Origin of the sequence: Sphingomonas sp. URHD0057, from assembly GCF_000620665.1 — a bacterium.
GTDB lineage: Bacteria > Pseudomonadota > Alphaproteobacteria > Sphingomonadales > Sphingomonadaceae > Sphingomicrobium.
Genome location: NZ_JIAU01000006.1, coordinates 213,509 through 231,806, shown reverse-complemented (window position 1 = coordinate 231,806; position 18,298 = coordinate 213,509). Strand labels below are relative to the sequence as shown.

At 65.2% G+C, this 18,298-nt stretch carries 23 protein-coding genes; 18 read left to right on the top strand and 5 right to left on the bottom strand.

Annotated features, from left to right (window positions below; genetic code table 11):
• Positions 1-22: 22 nt before the first annotated feature.
• Positions 23-358 carry a hypothetical protein gene (locus N539_RS0105090; protein ID WP_156029766.1) on the top strand — a complete coding sequence of 112 codons (336 nt, stop codon included), beginning with the start codon at positions 23-25 and terminating at the stop codon, positions 356-358.
• A gap of 11 nt (positions 359-369) precedes the next feature.
• Here N539_RS0105090 and N539_RS0105085 read toward each other — a convergent pair whose 3' ends face one another.
• On the bottom strand, positions 370-2,118 hold the full coding sequence (locus N539_RS0105085; RefSeq protein ID WP_028969393.1) for a hypothetical protein: 1,749 nt from the start codon (positions 2,116-2,118) through the stop codon (positions 370-372).
• 129 nt (positions 2,119-2,247) lie between these two features.
• Here N539_RS0105085 and N539_RS0105080 point away from each other — a divergent pair, with 129 nt between their 5' ends.
• The gene (locus tag N539_RS0105080; RefSeq protein WP_028969392.1) at positions 2,248-2,808 is read left to right on the top strand and encodes a hypothetical protein; all 561 of its coding nucleotides are present in this window, start codon (positions 2,248-2,250) and stop codon (positions 2,806-2,808) included.
• A gap of 13 nt (positions 2,809-2,821) precedes the next feature.
• Here N539_RS0105080 and N539_RS0105075 read toward each other — a convergent pair whose 3' ends face one another.
• From N539_RS0105075 to N539_RS15545, 3 genes are read right to left on the bottom strand one after another with little or no spacing between them, the layout of a single operon-like run.
• Entirely contained in the window at positions 2,822-4,249 is a 1,428-nt protein-coding gene (locus N539_RS0105075; RefSeq protein WP_028969391.1) for an NAD-dependent succinate-semialdehyde dehydrogenase, read from the bottom strand.
• Between the two features lie 32 nt (positions 4,250-4,281).
• Complete coding sequence (locus N539_RS0105070) at positions 4,282-4,674, bottom strand: Rid family hydrolase (protein WP_051531424.1); 393 nt, start codon at positions 4,672-4,674, stop codon at positions 4,282-4,284.
• Positions 4,671-5,294, bottom strand: a complete 624-nt coding sequence (locus tag N539_RS15545; RefSeq protein WP_051531422.1) for a flavodoxin family protein — start codon at positions 5,292-5,294, stop codon at positions 4,671-4,673. Before N539_RS15545 ends, N539_RS0105070 begins: the two co-directional genes overlap by 4 nt.
• Positions 5,295-5,374: 80 nt before the next feature.
• Here N539_RS15545 and N539_RS0105060 point away from each other — a divergent pair, with 80 nt between their 5' ends.
• The 13 genes from N539_RS0105060 (at position 5,375) to N539_RS0105000 (ending at position 16,314) form a co-directional block, all read left to right on the top strand.
• Complete coding sequence (locus tag N539_RS0105060) at positions 5,375-6,325, top strand: LysR substrate-binding domain-containing protein (RefSeq protein ID WP_028969389.1); 951 nt, start codon at positions 5,375-5,377, stop codon at positions 6,323-6,325.
• Positions 6,326-6,413: 88 nt separating this feature from the next.
• Entirely contained in the window at positions 6,414-7,373 is a 960-nt protein-coding gene (locus N539_RS15540) for an alpha/beta fold hydrolase (protein WP_231462888.1), read from the top strand.
• A 73-nt stretch (positions 7,374-7,446) separates the two neighbouring features.
• On the top strand, positions 7,447-7,746 hold the full coding sequence (locus N539_RS0105050; RefSeq protein WP_037552148.1) for an SCP2 sterol-binding domain-containing protein: 300 nt from the start codon (positions 7,447-7,449) through the stop codon (positions 7,744-7,746).
• Positions 7,747-7,759: 13 nt separating this feature from the next.
• Complete coding sequence (gene pdxR, locus N539_RS0105045) at positions 7,760-9,235, top strand: MocR-like pyridoxine biosynthesis transcription factor PdxR (RefSeq protein ID WP_051531418.1); 1,476 nt, start codon at positions 7,760-7,762, stop codon at positions 9,233-9,235.
• 114 nt (positions 9,236-9,349) lie between these two features.
• Positions 9,350-9,901, top strand: a complete 552-nt coding sequence (locus N539_RS17650) for a hypothetical protein (protein ID WP_051531416.1) — start codon at positions 9,350-9,352, stop codon at positions 9,899-9,901.
• Entirely contained in the window at positions 9,885-10,862 is a 978-nt protein-coding gene (locus tag N539_RS18730) for a DUF3108 domain-containing protein (RefSeq protein ID WP_197018347.1), read from the top strand. The genes N539_RS17650 and N539_RS18730 overlap by 17 nt, the downstream gene beginning before the upstream one ends.
• Before the next feature lie 46 nt (positions 10,863-10,908).
• On the top strand, positions 10,909-12,963 hold the full coding sequence (locus tag N539_RS0105030; protein WP_197018346.1) for a M13-type metalloendopeptidase: 2,055 nt from the start codon (positions 10,909-10,911) through the stop codon (positions 12,961-12,963).
• An 87-nt stretch (positions 12,964-13,050) separates the two neighbouring features.
• Positions 13,051-13,527, top strand: coding sequence for a GlcG/HbpS family heme-binding protein (locus N539_RS15530; protein WP_051531413.1), 477 nt, complete (start codon positions 13,051-13,053; stop codon positions 13,525-13,527).
• A 31-nt stretch (positions 13,528-13,558) separates the two neighbouring features.
• Positions 13,559-14,266 (top strand): CoA transferase subunit A, encoded by a 708-nt coding sequence (locus N539_RS0105020; protein ID WP_028969384.1) that lies wholly within the window; start codon positions 13,559-13,561, stop codon positions 14,264-14,266.
• On the top strand, positions 14,266-14,592 hold the full coding sequence (locus N539_RS0105015; protein WP_028969383.1) for a DUF5076 domain-containing protein: 327 nt from the start codon (positions 14,266-14,268) through the stop codon (positions 14,590-14,592). Before N539_RS0105020 ends, N539_RS0105015 begins: the two co-directional genes overlap by 1 nt.
• A 49-nt stretch (positions 14,593-14,641) precedes the next feature.
• Complete coding sequence (locus tag N539_RS0105010; RefSeq protein WP_028969382.1) at positions 14,642-15,076, top strand: hypothetical protein; 435 nt, start codon at positions 14,642-14,644, stop codon at positions 15,074-15,076.
• Positions 15,073-15,729, top strand: a complete 657-nt coding sequence (locus N539_RS0105005; protein ID WP_028969381.1) for a CoA transferase subunit B — start codon at positions 15,073-15,075, stop codon at positions 15,727-15,729. Before N539_RS0105010 ends, N539_RS0105005 begins: the two co-directional genes overlap by 4 nt.
• A gap of 12 nt (positions 15,730-15,741) precedes the next feature.
• Positions 15,742-16,314 carry a hypothetical protein gene (locus N539_RS0105000; protein ID WP_028969380.1) on the top strand — a complete coding sequence of 191 codons (573 nt, stop codon included), beginning with the start codon at positions 15,742-15,744 and terminating at the stop codon, positions 16,312-16,314.
• On the opposite strand, the gene N539_RS0104995 is transcribed toward N539_RS0105000, so the two are convergent.
• A complete protein-coding gene (locus N539_RS0104995) occupies positions 16,299-17,162 on the bottom strand; it encodes an alpha/beta hydrolase (RefSeq protein WP_037552145.1) in 864 nt (287 codons plus the stop codon). The genes N539_RS0105000 and N539_RS0104995 overlap by 16 nt on opposite strands.
• A 114-nt stretch (positions 17,163-17,276) precedes the next feature.
• Here N539_RS0104995 and N539_RS0104990 point away from each other — a divergent pair, with 114 nt between their 5' ends.
• From N539_RS0104990 to grxD, 3 genes are read left to right on the top strand one after another with little or no spacing between them, the layout of a single operon-like run.
• Entirely contained in the window at positions 17,277-17,606 is a 330-nt protein-coding gene (locus N539_RS0104990; RefSeq protein ID WP_028969378.1) for a DUF1476 domain-containing protein, read from the top strand.
• Entirely contained in the window at positions 17,606-17,857 is a 252-nt protein-coding gene (locus N539_RS0104985; protein ID WP_028969377.1) for a BolA family protein, read from the top strand. Before N539_RS0104990 ends, N539_RS0104985 begins: the two co-directional genes overlap by 1 nt.
• Positions 17,850-18,164: a Grx4 family monothiol glutaredoxin gene (gene grxD / locus N539_RS0104980; RefSeq protein WP_028969376.1), complete on the top strand. Its 315-nt coding sequence runs from the start codon at positions 17,850-17,852 to the stop codon at positions 18,162-18,164. Before N539_RS0104985 ends, grxD begins: the two co-directional genes overlap by 8 nt.
• Positions 18,165-18,298 lie beyond the last annotated feature (134 nt).

Here is an 18,298-nt window from a genome sequence, read left to right as displayed (position 1 = left end):
GTTTTGCATCGAAGGGGTTCGGATGCGTTACAAGGGTTTGACGGCGCTTGCCGTCGTTTCGACGCTGTTCGCTGCCGACGCGGCCGCAGCGCAGGACGGGGGCATTTGGGCCTCGCGGCCTCGCCCGCAGCGGATGACTCAAGAATCGGTCCCGGCGAGCGCACTTGCGGGATTGGCGCCCGGGTTGCCGGTTCAAAACAGCGGCGGCAAGCCGATCGGACGAGTGAGCAAGATAGTGACCGCCAGTGACGGTTCGATCCGCAAGGTGGTCGCGATCTCGGCGGCGGGGAACTTCCTCAACCTGTCGCCGACCTCCCTGAGCGTTGCCAACGGCGTCGTCACCACCGAGAGCGAGTAGCGCAGCACAAGCTAGTAATTGTAGCCGTCGCGCTGGTCGGGATCATACTTCCCGACGGCTTCGAGTGTCTCCTTTTGCTCCTTGGCGATGTCCTCGGGCGTAAAGTTGGACGGGTAGGGCATCTGATCGATCGGCAGGCCCATCCGCACCAAAGTCATTTGCCACAGCTGCCGTTCACGCCATTCATTCATCAGCGGCGACGAGCGTAGCTTGTACAGTGGGAGGACGACCGGAAGCGCCGGTGCCGCAGGCGCTCCCATGCGCGCGAAGCCGCGGCGGATTTCACGCACCAGCGGCCTCCGCTTTGGCCAGGAATCGATCGCCGCCGCTTCCTGGATGAGCACAATCATCCGCTCGAGGCCGGGCTGGCCGGTATCGGCAAGGCGCGCGAGGAACGGGGCCGCGTCGGTATACATGGTCCGGTCCGCCCAGATCTTTTGCTCGTCCGCAGTGGGGTTGGCGAAAGTGCCGACCGGCATCCGCGCCAGCCACCGCGCATAATAGCCGCGGTCGTCGGCGCTGGTTGCGGGATTGACGATCCGCGCAACGAAGCCGCGACGGAAAGCGACCGGGGCCTCCTCGTTCAGGAACGCGTAGAGCAATCGCGCAATGTCCGGCACGCGCCGATCTTCAACGATACGGACGACGAGCTGCTCGTCCTCGGGCTGCAGCTTGAACCCAAGCGACTTTAGCCAATCGCGCGCTGCGAGCAGGCGCTCGGGGCCGGCATTGGGGTCGTCGAGCGCGGCGACGACCGCGGCCCGCAGCGTCGCCTTGGCGTCCGCCGGCGCGGCCGGCCGGGCGAGGACGACGTGCGAGACCAGCTCGTAAGGTGCGTCGAACGAGGCGTATTTGCTGCCGGTCGACAGCGTCTTGCGGGCGATCGCCCAATGCGCATTTTCGATCCCGCCGACGAAATCGAAGGCGAAGAAATCCGCCAGAATTCGATGGGTGACGAGCGAACGGCGGAGCCGCGCCTTGCCGTCACGGTCGAGCACCTCGACCCGCTCGACCTTTGGATCGCCGCGTTTGTCGTCGCGAATGATCTTGATTGCCCAATCGGTTTTTACCTCGTCCCCGACCGGCTCGGCGACCAGCGTTTCGCGGGTGTTGAGCCGAAGCGTCCATGCGGCGGCGATGGCCTCGCGCATGGCCTTGGTCTGCTCCCATGGCCGGATCATGCCGCGCTTGGCGCGTTGCTTGTGATCGATGGTGTCGAAGACGTTGGAGATGCCCTCGGGAGAGTCGGGGCGAAGGCCCGTGTCGGGCGCCGTGCCACGCGGCACCAGCCGGAAGCGCTGCCGGAGCTCCCCGTCGGAAACGGTGACGCTGGTGACACCCGCCGTGTCGAGTAGCGCAGCGCACAGATAATCGCAGCCCGATCCGTCGCGCTTGCGGCGGAACGGCGGTGGAAGATCGAGCGAGATGTCGCCGGCCAGCTGGAGCGGGGCCGCGGGAATCACTTCGGGCTTGAGCTGAGCGCGCCAGCGCAGCGTTTGCGCCTCGCGCAGCGGCAGCGTCGCTGCCCAGCCGATGCCCGCCGCGAGCGCGACCGAAGCGATCCAACCGATTGCGCCGGGAGGAACTGGCGCGACCGCGCGGATGATCGCGATGAGGAGCAGATAGACGAAGACCGTCGGCGCCAGCGACAGGATCAGGCCCGGAATAATGAGCAGGAAAAAGCCGAGGATCACCAGCCCCGGTGCGGCCAAGGCGATCAGCGCGAGCACGCCGCTGACGATCAACGCAGTCTTGAACATGAACCCCCCGGCCTTACTCCGCCGACAGGCTTCTAGGAGCCAAGGCGTTTGGGCAAGGTTGCGATTGCGCGTGTTTGACCGTGGACCGGGCCGCGATACTGTTCGGCGATGGCGTTCAACGTTCCTAGAATGCGGCAGCGCTTCGAATGGCAGTTCGAAGCAACCGGGGAAGGCGGCTATTTGTACCGCCGCAACTGGAAAGCCGCGGCAATTCCCGTCACGGCGGAAGAGCGCGACCGTTTCATCAGGCAATATGTTGTTCGCATTTACATCATCCTCAGCGTGATGGTGGTCGCTGTGACGGTCCTGCTCGGCGTGCTGATCTTGGGGACTGGCACTGGCGCGGTTGCCAAGGTGCCGCGCGTTCAGTTCCTCGCCGGCATGGTCGCGATCAGTCTGGTGGGGACGGCATTGATGCTGTGGATCTACGGTTCCCCGGCACGCGCATTGCAGGACCGCGCTGCAGTCGCCGACGCGCGCTCCGCCGAGGAAGTGCGCGCAGTCATTCTCGGGAAGATGAGTTACGGGAGACTTGCGTTTGTTGCCCTAGTGGGCGCCGCCTCCGTCATTCATACTATCAACGGTCATTGGGATCGGCGGTGGATTGTTCTTCCGCCGCTCATCGTGCTGTTTGCGGCAGTGCAGGCTTTTCGAAAATGGCGGTTCGAAAGCGAGCACCCGGACAGCTGATCGCGCCTTTGACCTAAGCCTGATGAACCGCCTTCACCACCTGGTAGCTCTCCAGTCCTTCCTTGCCGCCTTCGGAACCGAAGCCTGAATCCTTGACCCCGCCGAACGGCGTGTCGGCGCCGCTGATGGCGAAGGTGTTGATGCCGACCATGCCGCTCTCGACCAGGTCGCCGATCAAATTAGCGCGGCGGCCGTTTTCGGTGAAGGCAAAGGCAGCTAGGCCGTAGGGCAGGCGGTTGGCCTGCTCGATCGCTTCCTCGAACGTGTCGAATGGCCGCGACACCGCGACCGGGCCGAACGGCTCGTCGTTCATGATGTTCGCCTCGTTGGGGACATCGGCGAGCAGGGTCGGCTGGAAGAAGAAGCCGCCTTCTCCGCGCTCGCCGCCGGCCATGACCCGCGCGCCCTTGGCCTTGGCGTCCTGCACCAAAGCATCGATGGCGTCCGGCCGGCGCTTGTTGGCGAGCGGACCCATCTTCACGCCATCCTCGAGGCCGTTGCCAACCTTCACCTTCGCGGTGCGCTGGGCGAAGCCCTTGATGAAAGCGTCATAGATGCCGCTCTGGACGTAGAAGCGGGTCGGCGAGACGCACACCTGGCCGGCGTTCCGGAATTTTTGGGGGACGACCGTATCGAGCGTCTTCTCGAGGTCGCAATCGTCGAAGATCAGGACCGGCGCGTGGCCGCCCAATTCCAGCGTCAGCCGGGTCATCGAGTCCGCGCATAGCCGCATCAAATGCTTGCCCACATTGGTTGAGCCGGTGAAGCTGATCTTGCGGATCACCCGGCTGGCGATCAGCGTCTCGCTGACCAGGGCGCTGTCGCCATGGACCAGCTGGGCAACGCCGGCCGGAATGCCGGCGTCGGCGAGCGCACGGAACATCTCGGTCCCGACACCCGGCGTCTCATGCGGCGGGCGCGAGATGATGGTGCAGCCCGCGGCGAGCGCGGCGCTGACCTTCTTCGCCAGCAGGTAGAGCGGAAAATTCCATGGCGTAAAGGTCGCGGTCGGGCCGACCGGCTGGCGGATCACGCGGCTGAGCTGCCCGGCGGGGCGGACGAGGGTGCGGCCGTAATCGCGCTTGGCATCTTCGGCGTACCAGTCGAACAGTTGCGCCGAGGCGAGCACTTCGAGCTTGGCCTCATTGAGCGGCTTGCCCTGCTCCTGAGTCATCGTCCGGGCGATGAGGTCGGCGCGCTCGCGCAGCAGCGCTGCGGCCTTGTGCAGGATGGCGCCGCGCTTCTCGACGTCGAGCGCGCGCCATTCGGGCCAGGCCCGGTCCGTCGCGGCGAGCGCCTCGTCGAGGTCGGCCTTGGTCGCATAGGGCAAAGCGGCGATCGGCTGCGCGTCGGCCGGGTTGATGACATCGTGGCAATCGCGGCCTTCGCCCGATTTCCACACGCCGTCGATGAAGAGCTTGAGCGAGGTTTCATATCCCATGGCGCGCCCTCTACGCTGGCCCGCGCCAGTCTTCAACGCGCCAGCCTTGCCGCGATCGCTTCGACTTCAACCAGCAGATTCGGAGCGGCTAGCCCGGAAATGACCAGCGTGGTCACGGCGGGCGCGACCGCCAACAATTCGCGCCTCACCTTACCCAGCGTTTCGAGATCCGCCGCGCGCGTGAGATAGAAGGTCAGCTTGACGATGTCCGCGATCGCCATGCCGGTGACGGCCAGGACAGCCTCGAGATTGGCGATCGCCAGCCTGAACTGCTCCTCGAAGGACGCCGGTACCGACCCATCGGCGCGTCTTCCGATTTGGCCCGAGACGGTGAGGATTCGGCTGTCGGCGGGAACCTCGACGGCGTCCGAATAAATGGTCTCGAAACCCGGCGTCACGGGCATGGAATTGAATCGGACGTTCATCTGGACGCGGTCCGTAGCCGACGGTTCGCTACGGCAGGCGCGAAGAAGGACGTCGCCTTTTCAAGCGCGGCCGCGTCGTTGAGGATATCGCCGGGGCGATTGCCGTAGCCGAGCAGCTCACCGCCCCAGCCCATGCGCATATAGGCCGCCGACAGCCGCAAGGTGCCCAGAAGCGGCTCGGCGACGCGATAGTCCTCGTCGCTGAGCGCCGTTACTGCCCACATGGTCTTGCCGGCCATGTTGTCTTGAAACGCGATGCCCGGAACGCGCATCCAGCCGCTCCAGTGATCAAGGTAGTTCTTCGCCCGCGCCGGGACGTCATACCAATAGAGCGGAGCGACCAGCACGAGGTCGGTCGCCCACAAAGTCGCGTCGAGAAGCGTTGCACCCGGCTCATCGGGGAAGGGGTATTCGCCGGACGCCGCGTGGCGAACATCTTCGAAAGGCGGCAAATCGAGATCGAGCAAACTCAGCCAGCGCTGCGCCGAATTCTCACGCAGGTGCTCGGCCGCGCGCCGGGCGAGCGCTTCGCTGTTGCCATCGCGGCGGCTGCCGGTGAGCAGAAACAGGAAGCGGCGTGTCGCCAGTTCCGTCGAAGGGCTGCGATTTCCATCAATCATGCTGGTCGAGTGGCAGCCACTCCGCCGGCCGGCAAACGACAATATTTTGCCGCTCGCATTAACTCAGCTAACCCGAAGACGTGTCGCGATCCCGCCTGAACTCGCTGCCGATCGGCGCCCTGCGTGCATTCGAGGCGGCGTCACGGCTCGGCAGCTTCAAGGCCGCGGCGACCGAGCTGGCGGTGACCCCGGCCGCGGTTAGTCACCAGATCAAGAGCCTGGAAGCCGCGCTCGCGCTCAGCCTGTTCGAGCGGCTTCACCGATCGTTGCGGCTGACCCCCGCCGGGGAACAGCTGGCTCGTGCCGCGCACGAGGCCTTTCGAACGCTCGAGCGCAGCTTGTCCTCGCTTGCGGACCAGGGGAAGCTGGGCGGTCCCGCTTCCTTGAGCGTATCGGCGGCAACCTCCATTGCCGCCAAATGGCTGGCCCCGCGGTTGCACCGTTTCCATACGCTCCATCCGCATATCGACTTGCGCCTGCAAGGCGAAGACCGTCGCGTCGACCTGGCGCGGGAACCCGGGACCGATGTCGCGCTGCGCTATGGGCCGGAGCCGGACGACCATGGGGTCGAGGTGATTCAGCTTTGGGCCCCGGGCAAGATCGTGATGGTGTGCGCACCGGCGATCGTCGAGCGCGGCGAGCTTCGGGATCCCGCCGACGTGCTTCGCTTCAGCTTACTGCGGACGGCCCAGCCGACGCCGCGGGCCGCCGGGGGAGAGCTTTTCAGGCGCCTCAACTGGGCGACGTGGCTCAACGCCGCGGGGCTTGGCGACGATGCTCCGCTCGGGCCGCACTTCGGCAGCACTCAGCTCACGGTCGAGGCCGCAATGGCCGGCCAGGGGCTGGCGCTCACTCCCGAAATCCTGGTGATCGACGACCTTCATTCGGGACGGTTGGCGCAACCTTTCGACATTTCGATCCCGGACGCCTTCTCCTACTGGCTGCTGTGCCGCCGCGATCGTTCGCAGGAGGCGAGAATCCGCGCCTTTCGCAATTGGGTGCTGAGCGAGGCTGCGGCAGAGCCGAAGTGACCGTCGAATATCTTGTGCGAAGGTGAGCAAGACTCGTTTGCGGTGACGGCGCGGTGCGGGAAAGCACCGAGCGATGGGATTGACGATGATGGCGACCGCCGTCGCCGCGCTGCTTGGCGCATCTTCATGCAGCGCGGCTGCGCGGACCACGGTGCATTACCGCACGGTGACGGTCGACGGATTGCAGATCTTCTATCGCGAGGCCGGGAAACCAGGCGCTCCGACGCTCATCCTCCTGCACGGCCGCGAGACGTCGTCGCGCGAGTTCGAGCGCATCATTCCCCTGCTCGGCGGTAAGTATCATGTGATCGCCCCCGACTTGCCCGGGTTCGGCGAGAGCAGTGCGCCTGCGCCCGCCCAGTTCGCTTACACCTTCGATCACCTGACGCAGGTAACTCGGGACCTTCTCGTCGTGCTGGGTATCAGCCGATACGGGCTCCTGATGCATGACTGGGGCGTGTCGGTCGGATTTCGGCTTGCGGCGGCCGACCCGGCCAAGGTGACCATACTGGCTGTCCAGAATGGCGTGATCTGCAAGGATCCGAGCAAGCCGAAAGTTTGGCTCGATCCGTTCTGGGAGCGACGCGATGCCGCCGCTGAGGCGCGGCTGCGCAATTCCTACGAGGTGACGACGCGCATCAAGTATCACAAGCTGGGGGCCGTCGACCCCGAGGCGATTCCGCCAGAGGCCTGGATCGTCGACCAATATCATCTCGACCAGCCGGGACGGAAGGATATCCAGGTCGAGCTAATGTATGCTTTTGGCCACGAGGACGCCCGTTATGCGGAGTGGCGAAGCTATCTGCGGGCGCATCGGCCGCCACTCCTCATCCTGTGGGGCAAGGATAGTCCGGTCTATTCTCCCGACGACGCGGATTGCTACAAGCACGCCGATCCTGCCGCGCAGGTCCACATGTTCAGCGGCGGCCATTTCCTCCTCGACGAGCGATCTCCGGAGGCCGCGAGGCTGGTGCTCGCGCTTGATCCTGTTCGGCGCCAGAGGGCGGTTCCCTTGATCTACCGGCGCCCGCCCCCAATCGGACAATAGACCGAGGTCAAATGGCTCGAATTGCGTCCTCTGCCCGCCGCCGCTAGGCGGTCGGGCGAGGAGAACGAGGCCGATGACCAAGCAGGAACTGATCGCCAGGATGCGGGAAGGCCAGGCGTGGGTGCCCGGCAAGCGCGTCAAGATCGACTTCGGCGATCAGGGCGCCGTCATGCTCGACGGTGCGGCGAGCCAGGTCAGCGAGGACGATGGCGATGCGGAGACGACGATCCGCGTCGGCTGGGACGACTGGCAGCAGCTGGCTGCCGGCCAGCTCGACGGCATGACCGCGTTCATGATGGGCAAGCTCAAGGTCGAAGGCGACATGTCGAACGCGATGCAGCTGCAGGGCGTCCTCGCCAAGCTCAAGGGCTGAAGCATCCCGACCGATGGATGAGCGCGTGTCCGGGACGCCCGAAAGCGACGCAACGATCGCGCTGCTTTCGGTTACGCTCGACCGCAAAGGCGCGCAGCCCCTCGTCCGGCAGCTCTACCATCACCTCCGCGAGCTGATCCTGACGCGGCGGATCGCGCCGGGCGCGCGGCTGCCGTCGACCCGCAAGCTGTCGCGCGAGCTCGCGGTGTCGCGCACCGTGACATTGGAGGCCTTCGGTCAACTTACCGCCGAAGGGTTCCTCGAGACGCGGCTCGGCTCGGGACATTATGTTGCGCAGCTGCGGCTTCCGCAGGCGAGCCCGACGCCGGGAATCGCGGCGGCGATCGACGCCCCGGAGGATTCGATCTGGAGCGCGACCGGGCGCCCGTTCGATCCGTCGTGGCAGGCCGTCGAGCTGTTCCCCAGCCAGCTTTGGGGCCGGATGCTCGGCCGTGGCTGGCGCCGCCATCAGGCTTCCGCGCTCGAACGGCACTGGCTCGGGCTGCCGGCGCTGAGGAGCGCGCTGGTCGAGCATCTCCGCGCGCTCCGCGGGGTGGCGCTTGGACCGGACCAGGTGATGATCACCGCGGGCATGGTCGATACGCTGGCGCTCGTCGGCCGCGCCGTGAGCAAGGACGGTGAGGTTGACGGCTGGGTCGAGGACCCAGGACTCGGCACGTCGCGTCAGGTCCTCGGCCGGAACGGAATCCGGGTCGTGCCGGTGCCGGTCGACGCGGACGGCCTGCGCATCGAGGAAGGGGAGCGCCTCGCGCCCGATGCCGCGCTGGCGCTGGTCACGCCGACGCGTCAGTTTCCGCTCGGCATGCCGCTCAGCCTGCCGCGGCGCCTCGCGCTGCTCGAGTGGGCGCGGCGCACCGGAGCGATCGTCCTCGACGACGATTATGACGGGGAAATACGCTTCGCCGGACGGCCGCTGCAGTCGCTCGCCAGCCTCGATCCCGCGGCCCGCGTCCTGACTCTCGGGAGCTTCTCCAAGCTTACGTTCGCCGGCTTGCGGCTCGGCTATGTCGCGGGCCCGGCAGACCTCATCGCGCGGCTCGCAGAATGCCGGCGGACGTCCTACAGCCTGGTCCCGACCCCGGCCCAGGCGGCGTTTGCCGAATTCATCGCGACGGGCGCATTCGCGCGCCACCTGCGCGCGCTTCGCTCCAATCTCACGCGCCGGCGGCTGGTGCTGGTCGAGACGCTTCAGCGCGAGGCCGGCGACCTCGTCGACGTGCTGCCGCAGGAGGTCGGAATGCACGTCACCGTCCGGCTCGCGGACGCGATCGCAAAGCGGATTAGCGACGTGGCGCTGTCCGAGCGCGCCGCGGCCGAGGGCCTCGTGCTGCTGCCGCTGTCGGGCCAGTATGCAGCGGGAACTGGCGAGTGCGGCTTCCTGCTCGGCTATGCGGGTTGGGCCGAAGCCGAATTCGGCGACGCGCTCGAACGGCTGATCGGCCTGTTGCGGAGCGCGCAGCGCGGCTGACTGGTTACCTCCCGACCTGCAAAAGTGGATATTGGATAAGGCCTGCGGGCCGTCCTAGCCATCAACCGGGCCGCGTCTCCCTGAGAGCGTAGTCCAGGAAGGAGGGGCGCCCGGATGCTCGTGTATCTGCTCGCGGCAATGGTCGCCAACGGCCTGGCGACTGCCCCAAGTGCGCCGCCTCCAGCGCCGGCGCCGGTCGCCCCTCAACCGACTCCATGCCGCGCCACCGAGGTTTCCCGCAACCTCGACTTCTGGCTCGGCGATTGGGACGTCTATGCCGGTTCCGAGCTCGACGGCACCGACCGGGTCGAGCGCGTCCTCGGCGGTTGTGGAATAACCGAGCGTTGGCGCGGCAGCGATGGTGGCGACGGCTTCAGCCTATTCGCTTATGACGCGCGCAAGGATCTGTGGACGCAAACCTGGGTTACCGACAACAGCGGCCTTCCGGGCGGCATCAAGGCCAAGGTGCTGCGCGCCCACACGCCGACCAGCACGACCTTCCAGGGCGAGATCGAGGGCAAGAGCGGCGCCGTCTATTACGACCGCACGATCCTGACCGCCCTGCCGGGCGGGCGGGTCCACCAGGAAATCCAGGTCTCGCGCGACGGCGTCGCATGGCACACGGGCTTCGACGCCGTCTACGTCTCGCATGGTCAAAAACTTTGAGATCGAGAAGCTGAAAATGAAAACGCGAGCGTCACTTTCAGCGACACTCCTCCTGACGAAGTGGAGTGTGCGAACGTCTCGCTCGAGAGTCGAAGGCCGGGTCGCCTTTATGAACATGCTGCGCAAATGCTGGAAGAGCTTCAATGCAGGCTGGGGGTGGTGCGCGTTAATGACTCCCGCGGGTGCATACGGGCAGCTGGCTAGTGGTTCACCGGAATCTCCGCGCGTCCCAATTCCAGCTGCTCCTCTGGCGCAGCCAACGATGTCGATTGGAGATGGCACCCTCTTGGGTGCGCGGCTCCAACCCTATCGCGTGGCATGGCGCGTGACATTTCGAGGAGCCGATGGCCAAACTATTGAGGGCAGCATCTGGACGCAGCAGCTCCGCCTGGACGATCTAAACGGCCGGAAAGTACTTATCAGGACCGCCGGAACATTGGGTTTCCGCAGGAAAGACCTGTCAATCGCTGGGTACATCGCCGACATCAATGTCTTGGATGCGGCGACCTTGGCGCCAGTCAAAAGCGAACATGTCCATTTTGACGGGTCCAAAGAGACCCTGACTTTTGACGGGAAACACGTGGAGGTACGTAGCCAGGATCCGGGAGGTCAGGTGCAGACGAAGACATTCGAAACACTGACCCCGGCATTCGATTTTACGGGCGGAATGTGGCCGACCTTTTTCGCGGCTCAGCGTCTGCAACTTGGTTATTCGGGAGTCATGCCTGAATTCTTTGACGCGGAAAAAGGCTATGAAACCCTTCCCTTCCGAGTGGTGGGCCGCGAGTCAGTCAAGGCGGGAAGTCGCGGCTTCATCAAAGCATGGATTGTGGAATGTCCGGACCCACAAGGCGGCGTGCAGCGATTCTGGATCAGCGAGGCGCCGCCTTACCTCATACGGTTCACCATCCCGCCCGTACCCGGCAATCCGTTCGAGCAGACCTTCGAAATGCTCGAGTGAAGCAGGGCGCACGGTCCCGATCGCCGCACAGGCAGAAGAGGTGAGAATGAGACGTATATTCTGGTCCGTCGCGCTGATGCTTGCGATTGTGCCGGTGCCCGCCCGTGCGGCGGCGATCGGGACGTGGGGGATCGACTTGTCCGACCAGGACCGGTCGGTGCGGCCGGGCGACGACTTCTACCGCTACCAAAACGGAGCCTGGGTGGCGCGCGCCGCGCCGGACGTGAAGCATCCTTTCATGTCCTATTGGCGGGACGTTCGGACCACCGCGCCGGCGCGTCTCACGGCGATCCTCGATGAGCTGTCGGCGGCAGCGCCGGGCACGCAGAGCGCACCATTGCGCAAGGCCGCGTCTCTCTATCGCGAATATCTGGACGAGGCGGCGATCGAGTGTCTTGGCCTGGCACCGCTGGAGCCTGAGCTCAGCATCATTCGGGCCGCGCAAACACGGGCCGAGTTCGCCGGCATCATGGGTCATATGGAGGGCCCAGAGACTCTTCGGGGCGCGAACATGCAGGATGGCTTTGGCCGCGGCCTGTTCCTGATAAACGTCGCGCAGGACGCGCGCCACCCTGAGCAAAGCGCACTCTATCTCTCGCAGGGCGGCATCATGCTGCCGGATCCCAGTTACTATTCGGCCGAGGAAGTCGCGGACATTCGCGCCAAGTACAGGACCTATATCGAGCAGATATTGCGCTTGATCGGCTGGGCCGAACCGGCTGCACGCGCCGACGCAATCCTCGCCTTCGAGACGAACATCGCGGCGGTGCGGACTCCGCTCGAGCAACTGAACGATCCCGCGCAGGCCTATCACGCGGTCAGCTACGCCGAATTGAGAGGTCTCACGCCAGGCTTCGGCTGGGCGTCCTATTTCGCGGGCGCCGGGATCGCTCCGCCCGAACGAATGATTATCGACGATCCGCGCGCATTCCGGCGAATGGCCGCGCTGTTCGGAGCAGCCGATGTTCGAATGCTCCGCGCCCGCCAGGCGTTCGCAGCGGCGGATTACAACGCCGCGCTGCTCGGCAGGGACCTATACGCGGCCAAGGTCGCATTCCGCACCAATGTGCTCAACACGCCGTCACTGGCGGCGCGCAACCGCAAGGACGGCGCCGAGAGGCTCGTCGAGGCGATCACGCCGGACGTTCTTGGCGCCATTTATGTGGAGCGGTTCGTTCCGCTCGAAGTCAATGGGCGGGCGAAAGCCATGGCAGAGGCCTTGCGTGCCGCCTTGGATGCGCGTTTTGCGCGCGCCACCTGGTTGAGCGAGGAATCGAGGGCCGAGGCGCGGCGCAAGGTCGCCGCAATGCAGATCCGCATCGGCTATCCGGATCGGTTCGACGATTATGTCGGGCTGAGCATTCGCGGAAACGGCCTTTACGCCGACGTCCACGAAGCTGCACGTTACGAATGGCGCGAGCTGGCCAAGCGGCTCGATCGGCCTTTCGATCGTTCCCGCTGGCTCCTTCCGCCGATGTATCCGCAATATGCTTACGACCCGCAGTCGAACGCCGCCGAGGTGTCGGTGGCGCTGTTCCAGCCGCCCTTCTTCGATGCCGCCGCCGATGATGCGGTCAATTTTGGCGCAGTCGGGACGATCGTCGCGTCGAAGATGATCGACGCGTTCAACCTGAGCGGCGCCAAGTACGATTCTTCGGGAAAGCTGAGAGACTGGCTCAAGCCTGACGAGCTCGCGCATCTGAACGCCATCGGCGGAATGCTCGCCGACCGCTATTCGGCGTTCGAGCCGCTGGCCGGCGTGCATCCGCGCGGCAAGGTCCTGAGCGACGAAGCGCTGTCGGACATCGGCGCGCTCGAGATCGCGCTCGATGCTTATCGGGCATCGCTGGGTGGAAGACCCGCGCCGACCGTCGACGGCCTGACCGGCGACCAGCGCTTCTTCCTCGGCCGCGCGCAGAGCTGGCGCGCACGTTTCACCGACGACGCCGTCCGCAACCAGCTGACCCAGGGCAGCAACGCCATCCCGTGGATGCGGGTCAATGGCCCGCTGCCGAACGTCGACGAATGGTACGAGGCGTTCGGGGTTCGGCCCGGCGACAAACTCTACCTTCCTGCCGGGGACCGCGTGCGACTCTGGTAGCTCGTCCGCCACTTCGCCCCTTCGTCGATCCGTTGTTGTGTCCGTGCCCCGCTGAGGGCCAGTTGGTTGCGCCACGAGGGAGGGGTTATGCGCTACATCCTGATGATCGCTGCCGCAGCTGTGGCCGCCGTACCGGCACAATCGCAGACCCCGCCGCTCCTCGATGCCAGGACCGCGCAGGCAATCGTCAACGGCTGCGCGGCGCAAGCGGCGGGCAAGAAGCAGAGCCACGCCATCGCGGTTGTGGACACCGGCGGTCACCTCGTCGCGGCCCTGAGAATGGACGGCAACGGCTCGGGCATGATGGATTTCGCGCTGGCAAAAGCGCAAGCGGTCGCCGCCTGGGGCTTTTCGACCGCCGACATGGTCGAGGGAGCCAAGGGCACGCCGGGCTTCGCCTTTGCGCCGCATGTCGTGACGGTTGCCGGCGGCGTTCCGATCTACAGCGCGGACGGCAGGACGCGGCTCGGTGCCGCCGGAGCCTCGGGCGAAGCGCCGGAGGACGACGCCGCCTGCGTCGCCGCCGGGATCGCCGCCGCGGGACTGCGCTCCGCCCGTCCTTGAGCAAGCGCCGCACCGCCTCTATTGGCGCGGCATGCAGAAAATCTATCCCGATGCCGGCGCCGCGCTAGAAGGGCTGCTTCGCGACGGCATGACCATTGCCGCCGGCGGTTTCGGCCTGTGCGGTATCCCCGAGCGGCTGATCGACGCGGTCGTCGCCAGCGGGATCAAGGATCTGACGATCGCCTCGAACAATGCCGGCATCGACAATGAGGGCCTGGGCAAGCTGTTGCGCACGCGGCAGGTCAAGAAGATGATCAGCTCCTACGTCGGCGAGAACAAGGAGTTCGAGCGACAGTTCCTGGCCGGCGAGCTGGAGGTCGAGTTCGCGCCCCAGGGCACGCTCGCCGAGCGGATGCGCGCAGGCGGCGCGGGGATCCCGGGATTCTATACGAAGACCGGCGTCGGCACCCAGGTGGCCGAGGGCAAGGAGCTGAAGGACTTCGACGGCGAGACCTATGTGCTCGAGCGCGGCATCTTCGCCGACTTGAGCCTGGTCAAAGGGTGGAAGGCGGATGAGACCGGCAACATTATCTTCCGCAAGACCGCGCGCAACTTCAACTTCCCAGCGGCGACCTGCGGCAAGGTCTGCGTTGCCGAGGTCGAGGAGATCGTGCCGGTCGGGAGCCTCGATCCGGACTGCGTGCATTTGCCGTCGATCTACGTGAACCGGCTGATCCTCGGCGGCCCTTACGAGAAAAGGATCGAGTTCAAGACCGTGCGCGAGAGGGAGGCGGCGTGATGTTCGGGAGCGGAAAAGCGAACCAGGGTGAGATCGACATATCGGCGCTCGATTGGCTGCGGGGCTCGCAGGAATTCCTGCGCATGTGGAATGGCGAGCAAGAAGGGCTGACCTGCCTCATCGAACCGCGCGCGATCGGCGCGGACCCGTTTGTCTTCGGCATGGCGATGGTCGATGCGATCCGGCACGGGGCCAAGGCCTATGCGCATGCCGCCGGAATCAGCGAGGAGCATGCGCTCGGCCGGATTTGGGAGGGCTTCGATGCGGAACGGGACTCGCCAACCGATGAGCCGCGCCAGATCGATCCCGAGGGAAAGCCCAACTGATGGCGACTGAAGGAATGCGCTGGCGTGTGGCGGCGTGAGAGAAGAGCTGTTGACCATTCCGCTCCCGCTGGTTCCCGCGGACGGATCGATCGATATCGATCCTGGTCCCCGATACGCGTCGTTGGTCAGCGACCTGGTCAGCGAAATTCGTAGCGTGTTCGAGCTATTCGATGTCCCGGTGTGGCCGAGCAGCCAAATGGTCGAGCCGCGGGATAAGTACGACGTTCAGGAAACCCTCGGCCTCCTTGGCATGAAGCCCGGAAACGATGCCGATCTTCTCAGGACGTTCATGACGCTGAGCAACGAGCCGCACAAAGTCGCGAAATTTCCCATTCATGTTGGGCAAGAATCCGATGAATCTAGCGAACGCATCACCCCGGACATGCGCCCTGGCTTTCAATATCTGATGCAGCGTCTCGACGGCCGTACAACCACATCGCTCGAAGAGCTCGTGGCGATCGGAGAGGAATGGAAAGCGCAATGACCACGGAGACGATCACCAAGGGCTGGACTCGCGACCAGATGGCGCAACGCGCGGCCAAGGAGCTGCGCGACGGTTATTATGTCAATCTCGGCATTGGCATTCCGACGCTCGTCGCGAACCACGTGCCGGCGGGAATGACCGTCACTCTGCAAAGCGAGAACGGGATGCTCGGCATCGGGCCGTTCCCCTACGAGGACGAGGTCGACCCGGACCTCATCAACGCCGGCAAGCAGACAGTCAGCGAGCTGCCGCAGACCAGCTATTTCGACAGCGCCGCCAGCTTCGCGATGATCCGCGGCGGGCATATCGACCTCGCCGTGCTCGGCGGGATGGAGGTCAGCCAGGACGGCGATCTCGCCAACTGGATGGTGCCGGGCAAGATGATCAAGGGGATGGGCGGGGCGATGGACCTCGTCGCCGGAGTCAAGAAGATCATCGTCGTGATGGAGCATACTTCGAAGGGCGGCGATCCCAAGTTCATCCCCGAATGCACGTTGCCGCTGACCGGCAAGAACGTGGTCGACCTGATCATCACCGACCTCGCGGTGTTCCACCGGGTCGATCACGACAGCCCGTTCAAGCTGATCGAATTGGCGCCCGGCGTGACGCCCGAGGAAGTCGGTGAGAAGACCACGGCCAAGTACGAAGACTGAAGCCGGGCCTCGATGGGCCAGCTGGCGCTTCTTTTCCTAATCGTCTCCGCCATTCACCTGGCGCCCGCATTCACGCCGCCGACGTGGCCGGTGATCGCGCTTTATGCCGTCAACACGAGCCTGCCGATGCCGCTGCTGGTGGTCACCGCCGCGATCGCGGCCGCGCTGGGACGTCACGTGCTCGCCCGCGCGACCAGGATCTTCGAGCACCGTTTTCCGGCTCGGTTGCGCAAGAACCTCGACGCGGCGGGCGAGCTTGTCGAGCGCCGGCCCGCGAACCGCTTGATCGGGCTGTTACTGTTCGTCTTTGCGCCCGTCCCGTCAGCGCAACTATTCGAAGCGGCCGGGTTGATCGGCGTTCCCCTGTGGCCGTGCACGCTGGCATTCTTCGTCGGACGGCTCGGCTATTACACGCTCTACGCCTTTACGGCTCGCCAGCTGAGCGCAAATAGGCTTCTCGACGATTTCCGGGGTCAACTCACCAGCCCACTCGGAATCGCTGTGCAACTGCTGGTGATTGTAGGGCTCATCCTGCTGATGCGCGTCGACTGGACCCGGTGGCTCGGAGGTCAGCGGAGGCCCTGAAGCCAGCGCACGACAGCTGAAGCAAGCGCGATCCGGTGATCCGAGAAGGGATGGTCGGTATCCATCTCGATCGCCGCCACGCGCCGGTTCCCGGCCTTGCGCATAGCCGCCGTTACGGGACGGTTCTGGGCCGCCCCGGCGTGTTTCGCCGTGACGGTGAGGACCGGCGTATCGCGCAGCCGCGCCGCCCCCACGACCAGATCCCATTCGCGGCCGCGGTCGATGATTTCATCCGCGATACTCTCGGGGGTCGCATTATGGAGCGAATTTCCAAAGTCGTCCGACTGGGCAATCATCTCCGCCCGGTTCATCGAGCGCGCGTCGGCGGCGATATCCCAGGCGTCGAGCAGGATCAGCCCATCGAGACCACGGACCCGTGCCGCCGTCAGCTCAGCGGTCGCACCCCCCATGGAATGGCCGGCGAGCACGATGTGCCGTGGATCGATGCCGAGCTTCGCGCCCTCCGGCGAGCGCGCGAAATCGAGCGCCGCGCGCGTGTCCTCCACCGCATTGGCGATCGAGAAATCGCCCGGCGAGCCCCAGGCGCCGCGGTAAGTGAAGGTCAGCACGTCCCAGCCGGCGCGGCGGATCGCCTGGGCGAGGTCGAGGTTACGCTCGTTGCCTGGAAGCCCGTGCATCAAGATGACGGTGCGATGCGGACCTTTCCCCGACGCCTGAAACAGCAGCGCGTTCATGCCGACGCCGTGCGAAGGGATCAGCAGCTGCTTGTTCGCCGACGGGTAACGGGCGTCGCGGGGCGGATCGGCGATGGCCGAGCCCGCCGACGTGGCGGCGCCTGCCTGGGCCGGAGCCAAAGCAATCATCAGAGCTAGTGCCAGTGCGCGCATCTTAATCCCCCGTTTCTTTTGCGAAGCGTAGCGGCGGCGGCGCTCCTGTCCATCGCCGCTGGACGGAAGCAGGCGGCGCTCCTATCTCGCCCTCGCAACGACCAAGGGGATCGCATGACCCAGTTTGACGACCGCGAACGCGCCTTTGAGACCAAGTTCGCGCACGACGAGGAAATGAAGTTCCGTATCACCGCCCGGCGCAACAAGCTGCTCGGCCAGTGGGCGGCACGTCAAATGGGCCTATCCGAGGCCGAGACGGAATCCTACGCCAAGGACGTGGTTCGCTCGGACTTCGAGGAGGCCGGCGACCATGACGTGATCCGCAAAGTGCTCGGAGACCTCACCGGCGCCGGCGTCGAGTGCGACGAGGACACGCTCGCCGAAGCGCTCCGCAACAAGGAGATCGAGGCGCGGCGCCAGATCATCGAGAGCACCAATCTATAATGGCCATGGCGGCGAGCGAGATCGAGGCACTCATCAAGACGTCCATCCCGGACGCCGAGGTGACCATCCGCGATCTCGCCGGCGACGGCGACCATTATGCCGCGCGCGTCGTCAGCCACAGCTTCGCCGGACTGAGCCGGATCAAGCAGCATCAGGCCGTATATGCCGCGCTCGGGGGGCGCGTTGGGGGTGAGCTTCACGCACTGCAGCTCGAAACCGCAGTGCCGAACACGGAGACTATCGGTGACTAATGCTACCAGCCGCATCGACGACCTCGTCAAGCAGAACGACATCGTCCTGTTCATGAAGGGCACCGCGCTGTTTCCGCAGTGCGGCTTTTCCAGCCGCGCAATCGCGATCCTCGACCGGCTCGGCGCCAAATACGAGACCGTCGACGTGCTCCAGGACCAGGAGATCCGCGCCGGGATCAAGGACTATTCCGAGTGGCCGACGATCCCCCAGCTCTACGTGAAGGGCGAGTTCGTCGGCGGTTCCGACATCATGATGGAGATGTTCGAGAGCGGTGAGCTTCAGCAGCTGCTGGGGGCCGAAGCCTAAAAAGAGGAAGGGGCGGAGCAGCTGGACCAGAGAACCGCTGCACCGCCCCTTCGTGGCGTGGAACCAAGTGTGGACGCAAACATAGTAGCAATGGGCGTGCCAATTCGAATAAACGGCAGATTTCTGCGGTTTTA

Bases quoted from the DNA above. Each gene is read 5' to 3' on its own strand.
- N539_RS0105090 (WP_156029766.1), top strand. From the start codon at position 23: ATGCGTTACAAGGGTTTGACGGCGCTTGCCGTCGTTTCGACGCTGTTC.
- N539_RS0105085 (WP_028969393.1), bottom strand. From the start codon at position 2,118: ATGTTCAAGACTGCGTTGATCGTCAGCGGCGTGCTCGCGCTGATCGCC.
- N539_RS0105080 (WP_028969392.1), top strand. From the start codon at position 2,248: ATGCGGCAGCGCTTCGAATGGCAGTTCGAAGCAACCGGGGAAGGCGGC.
- N539_RS0105075 (WP_028969391.1), bottom strand. From the start codon at position 4,249: ATGGGATATGAAACCTCGCTCAAGCTCTTCATCGACGGCGTGTGGAAA.
- N539_RS0105070 (WP_051531424.1), bottom strand. From the start codon at position 4,674: ATGAACGTCCGATTCAATTCCATGCCCGTGACGCCGGGTTTCGAGACC.
- N539_RS15545 (WP_051531422.1), bottom strand. From the start codon at position 5,294: ATGATTGATGGAAATCGCAGCCCTTCGACGGAACTGGCGACACGCCGC.
- N539_RS15540 (WP_231462888.1), top strand. From the start codon at position 6,414: ATGGCGACCGCCGTCGCCGCGCTGCTTGGCGCATCTTCATGCAGCGCG.
- N539_RS0105050 (WP_037552148.1), top strand. From the start codon at position 7,447: ATGACCAAGCAGGAACTGATCGCCAGGATGCGGGAAGGCCAGGCGTGG.
- pdxR (WP_051531418.1), top strand. From the start codon at position 7,760: ATGGATGAGCGCGTGTCCGGGACGCCCGAAAGCGACGCAACGATCGCG.
- N539_RS17650 (WP_051531416.1), top strand. From the start codon at position 9,350: ATGCTCGTGTATCTGCTCGCGGCAATGGTCGCCAACGGCCTGGCGACT.
- N539_RS18730 (WP_197018347.1), top strand. From the start codon at position 9,885: ATGGTCAAAAACTTTGAGATCGAGAAGCTGAAAATGAAAACGCGAGCG.
- N539_RS0105030 (WP_197018346.1), top strand. From the start codon at position 10,909: ATGAGACGTATATTCTGGTCCGTCGCGCTGATGCTTGCGATTGTGCCG.
- N539_RS15530 (WP_051531413.1), top strand. From the start codon at position 13,051: ATGCGCTACATCCTGATGATCGCTGCCGCAGCTGTGGCCGCCGTACCG.
- N539_RS0105020 (WP_028969384.1), top strand. From the start codon at position 13,559: ATGCAGAAAATCTATCCCGATGCCGGCGCCGCGCTAGAAGGGCTGCTT.
- N539_RS0105015 (WP_028969383.1), top strand. From the start codon at position 14,266: ATGTTCGGGAGCGGAAAAGCGAACCAGGGTGAGATCGACATATCGGCG.
- N539_RS0105005 (WP_028969381.1), top strand. From the start codon at position 15,073: ATGACCACGGAGACGATCACCAAGGGCTGGACTCGCGACCAGATGGCG.
- N539_RS0105000 (WP_028969380.1), top strand. From the start codon at position 15,742: ATGGGCCAGCTGGCGCTTCTTTTCCTAATCGTCTCCGCCATTCACCTG.
- N539_RS0104995 (WP_037552145.1), bottom strand. From the start codon at position 17,162: ATGCGCGCACTGGCACTAGCTCTGATGATTGCTTTGGCTCCGGCCCAG.
- N539_RS0104990 (WP_028969378.1), top strand. From the start codon at position 17,277: ATGACCCAGTTTGACGACCGCGAACGCGCCTTTGAGACCAAGTTCGCG.
- N539_RS0104985 (WP_028969377.1), top strand. From the start codon at position 17,606: ATGGCCATGGCGGCGAGCGAGATCGAGGCACTCATCAAGACGTCCATC.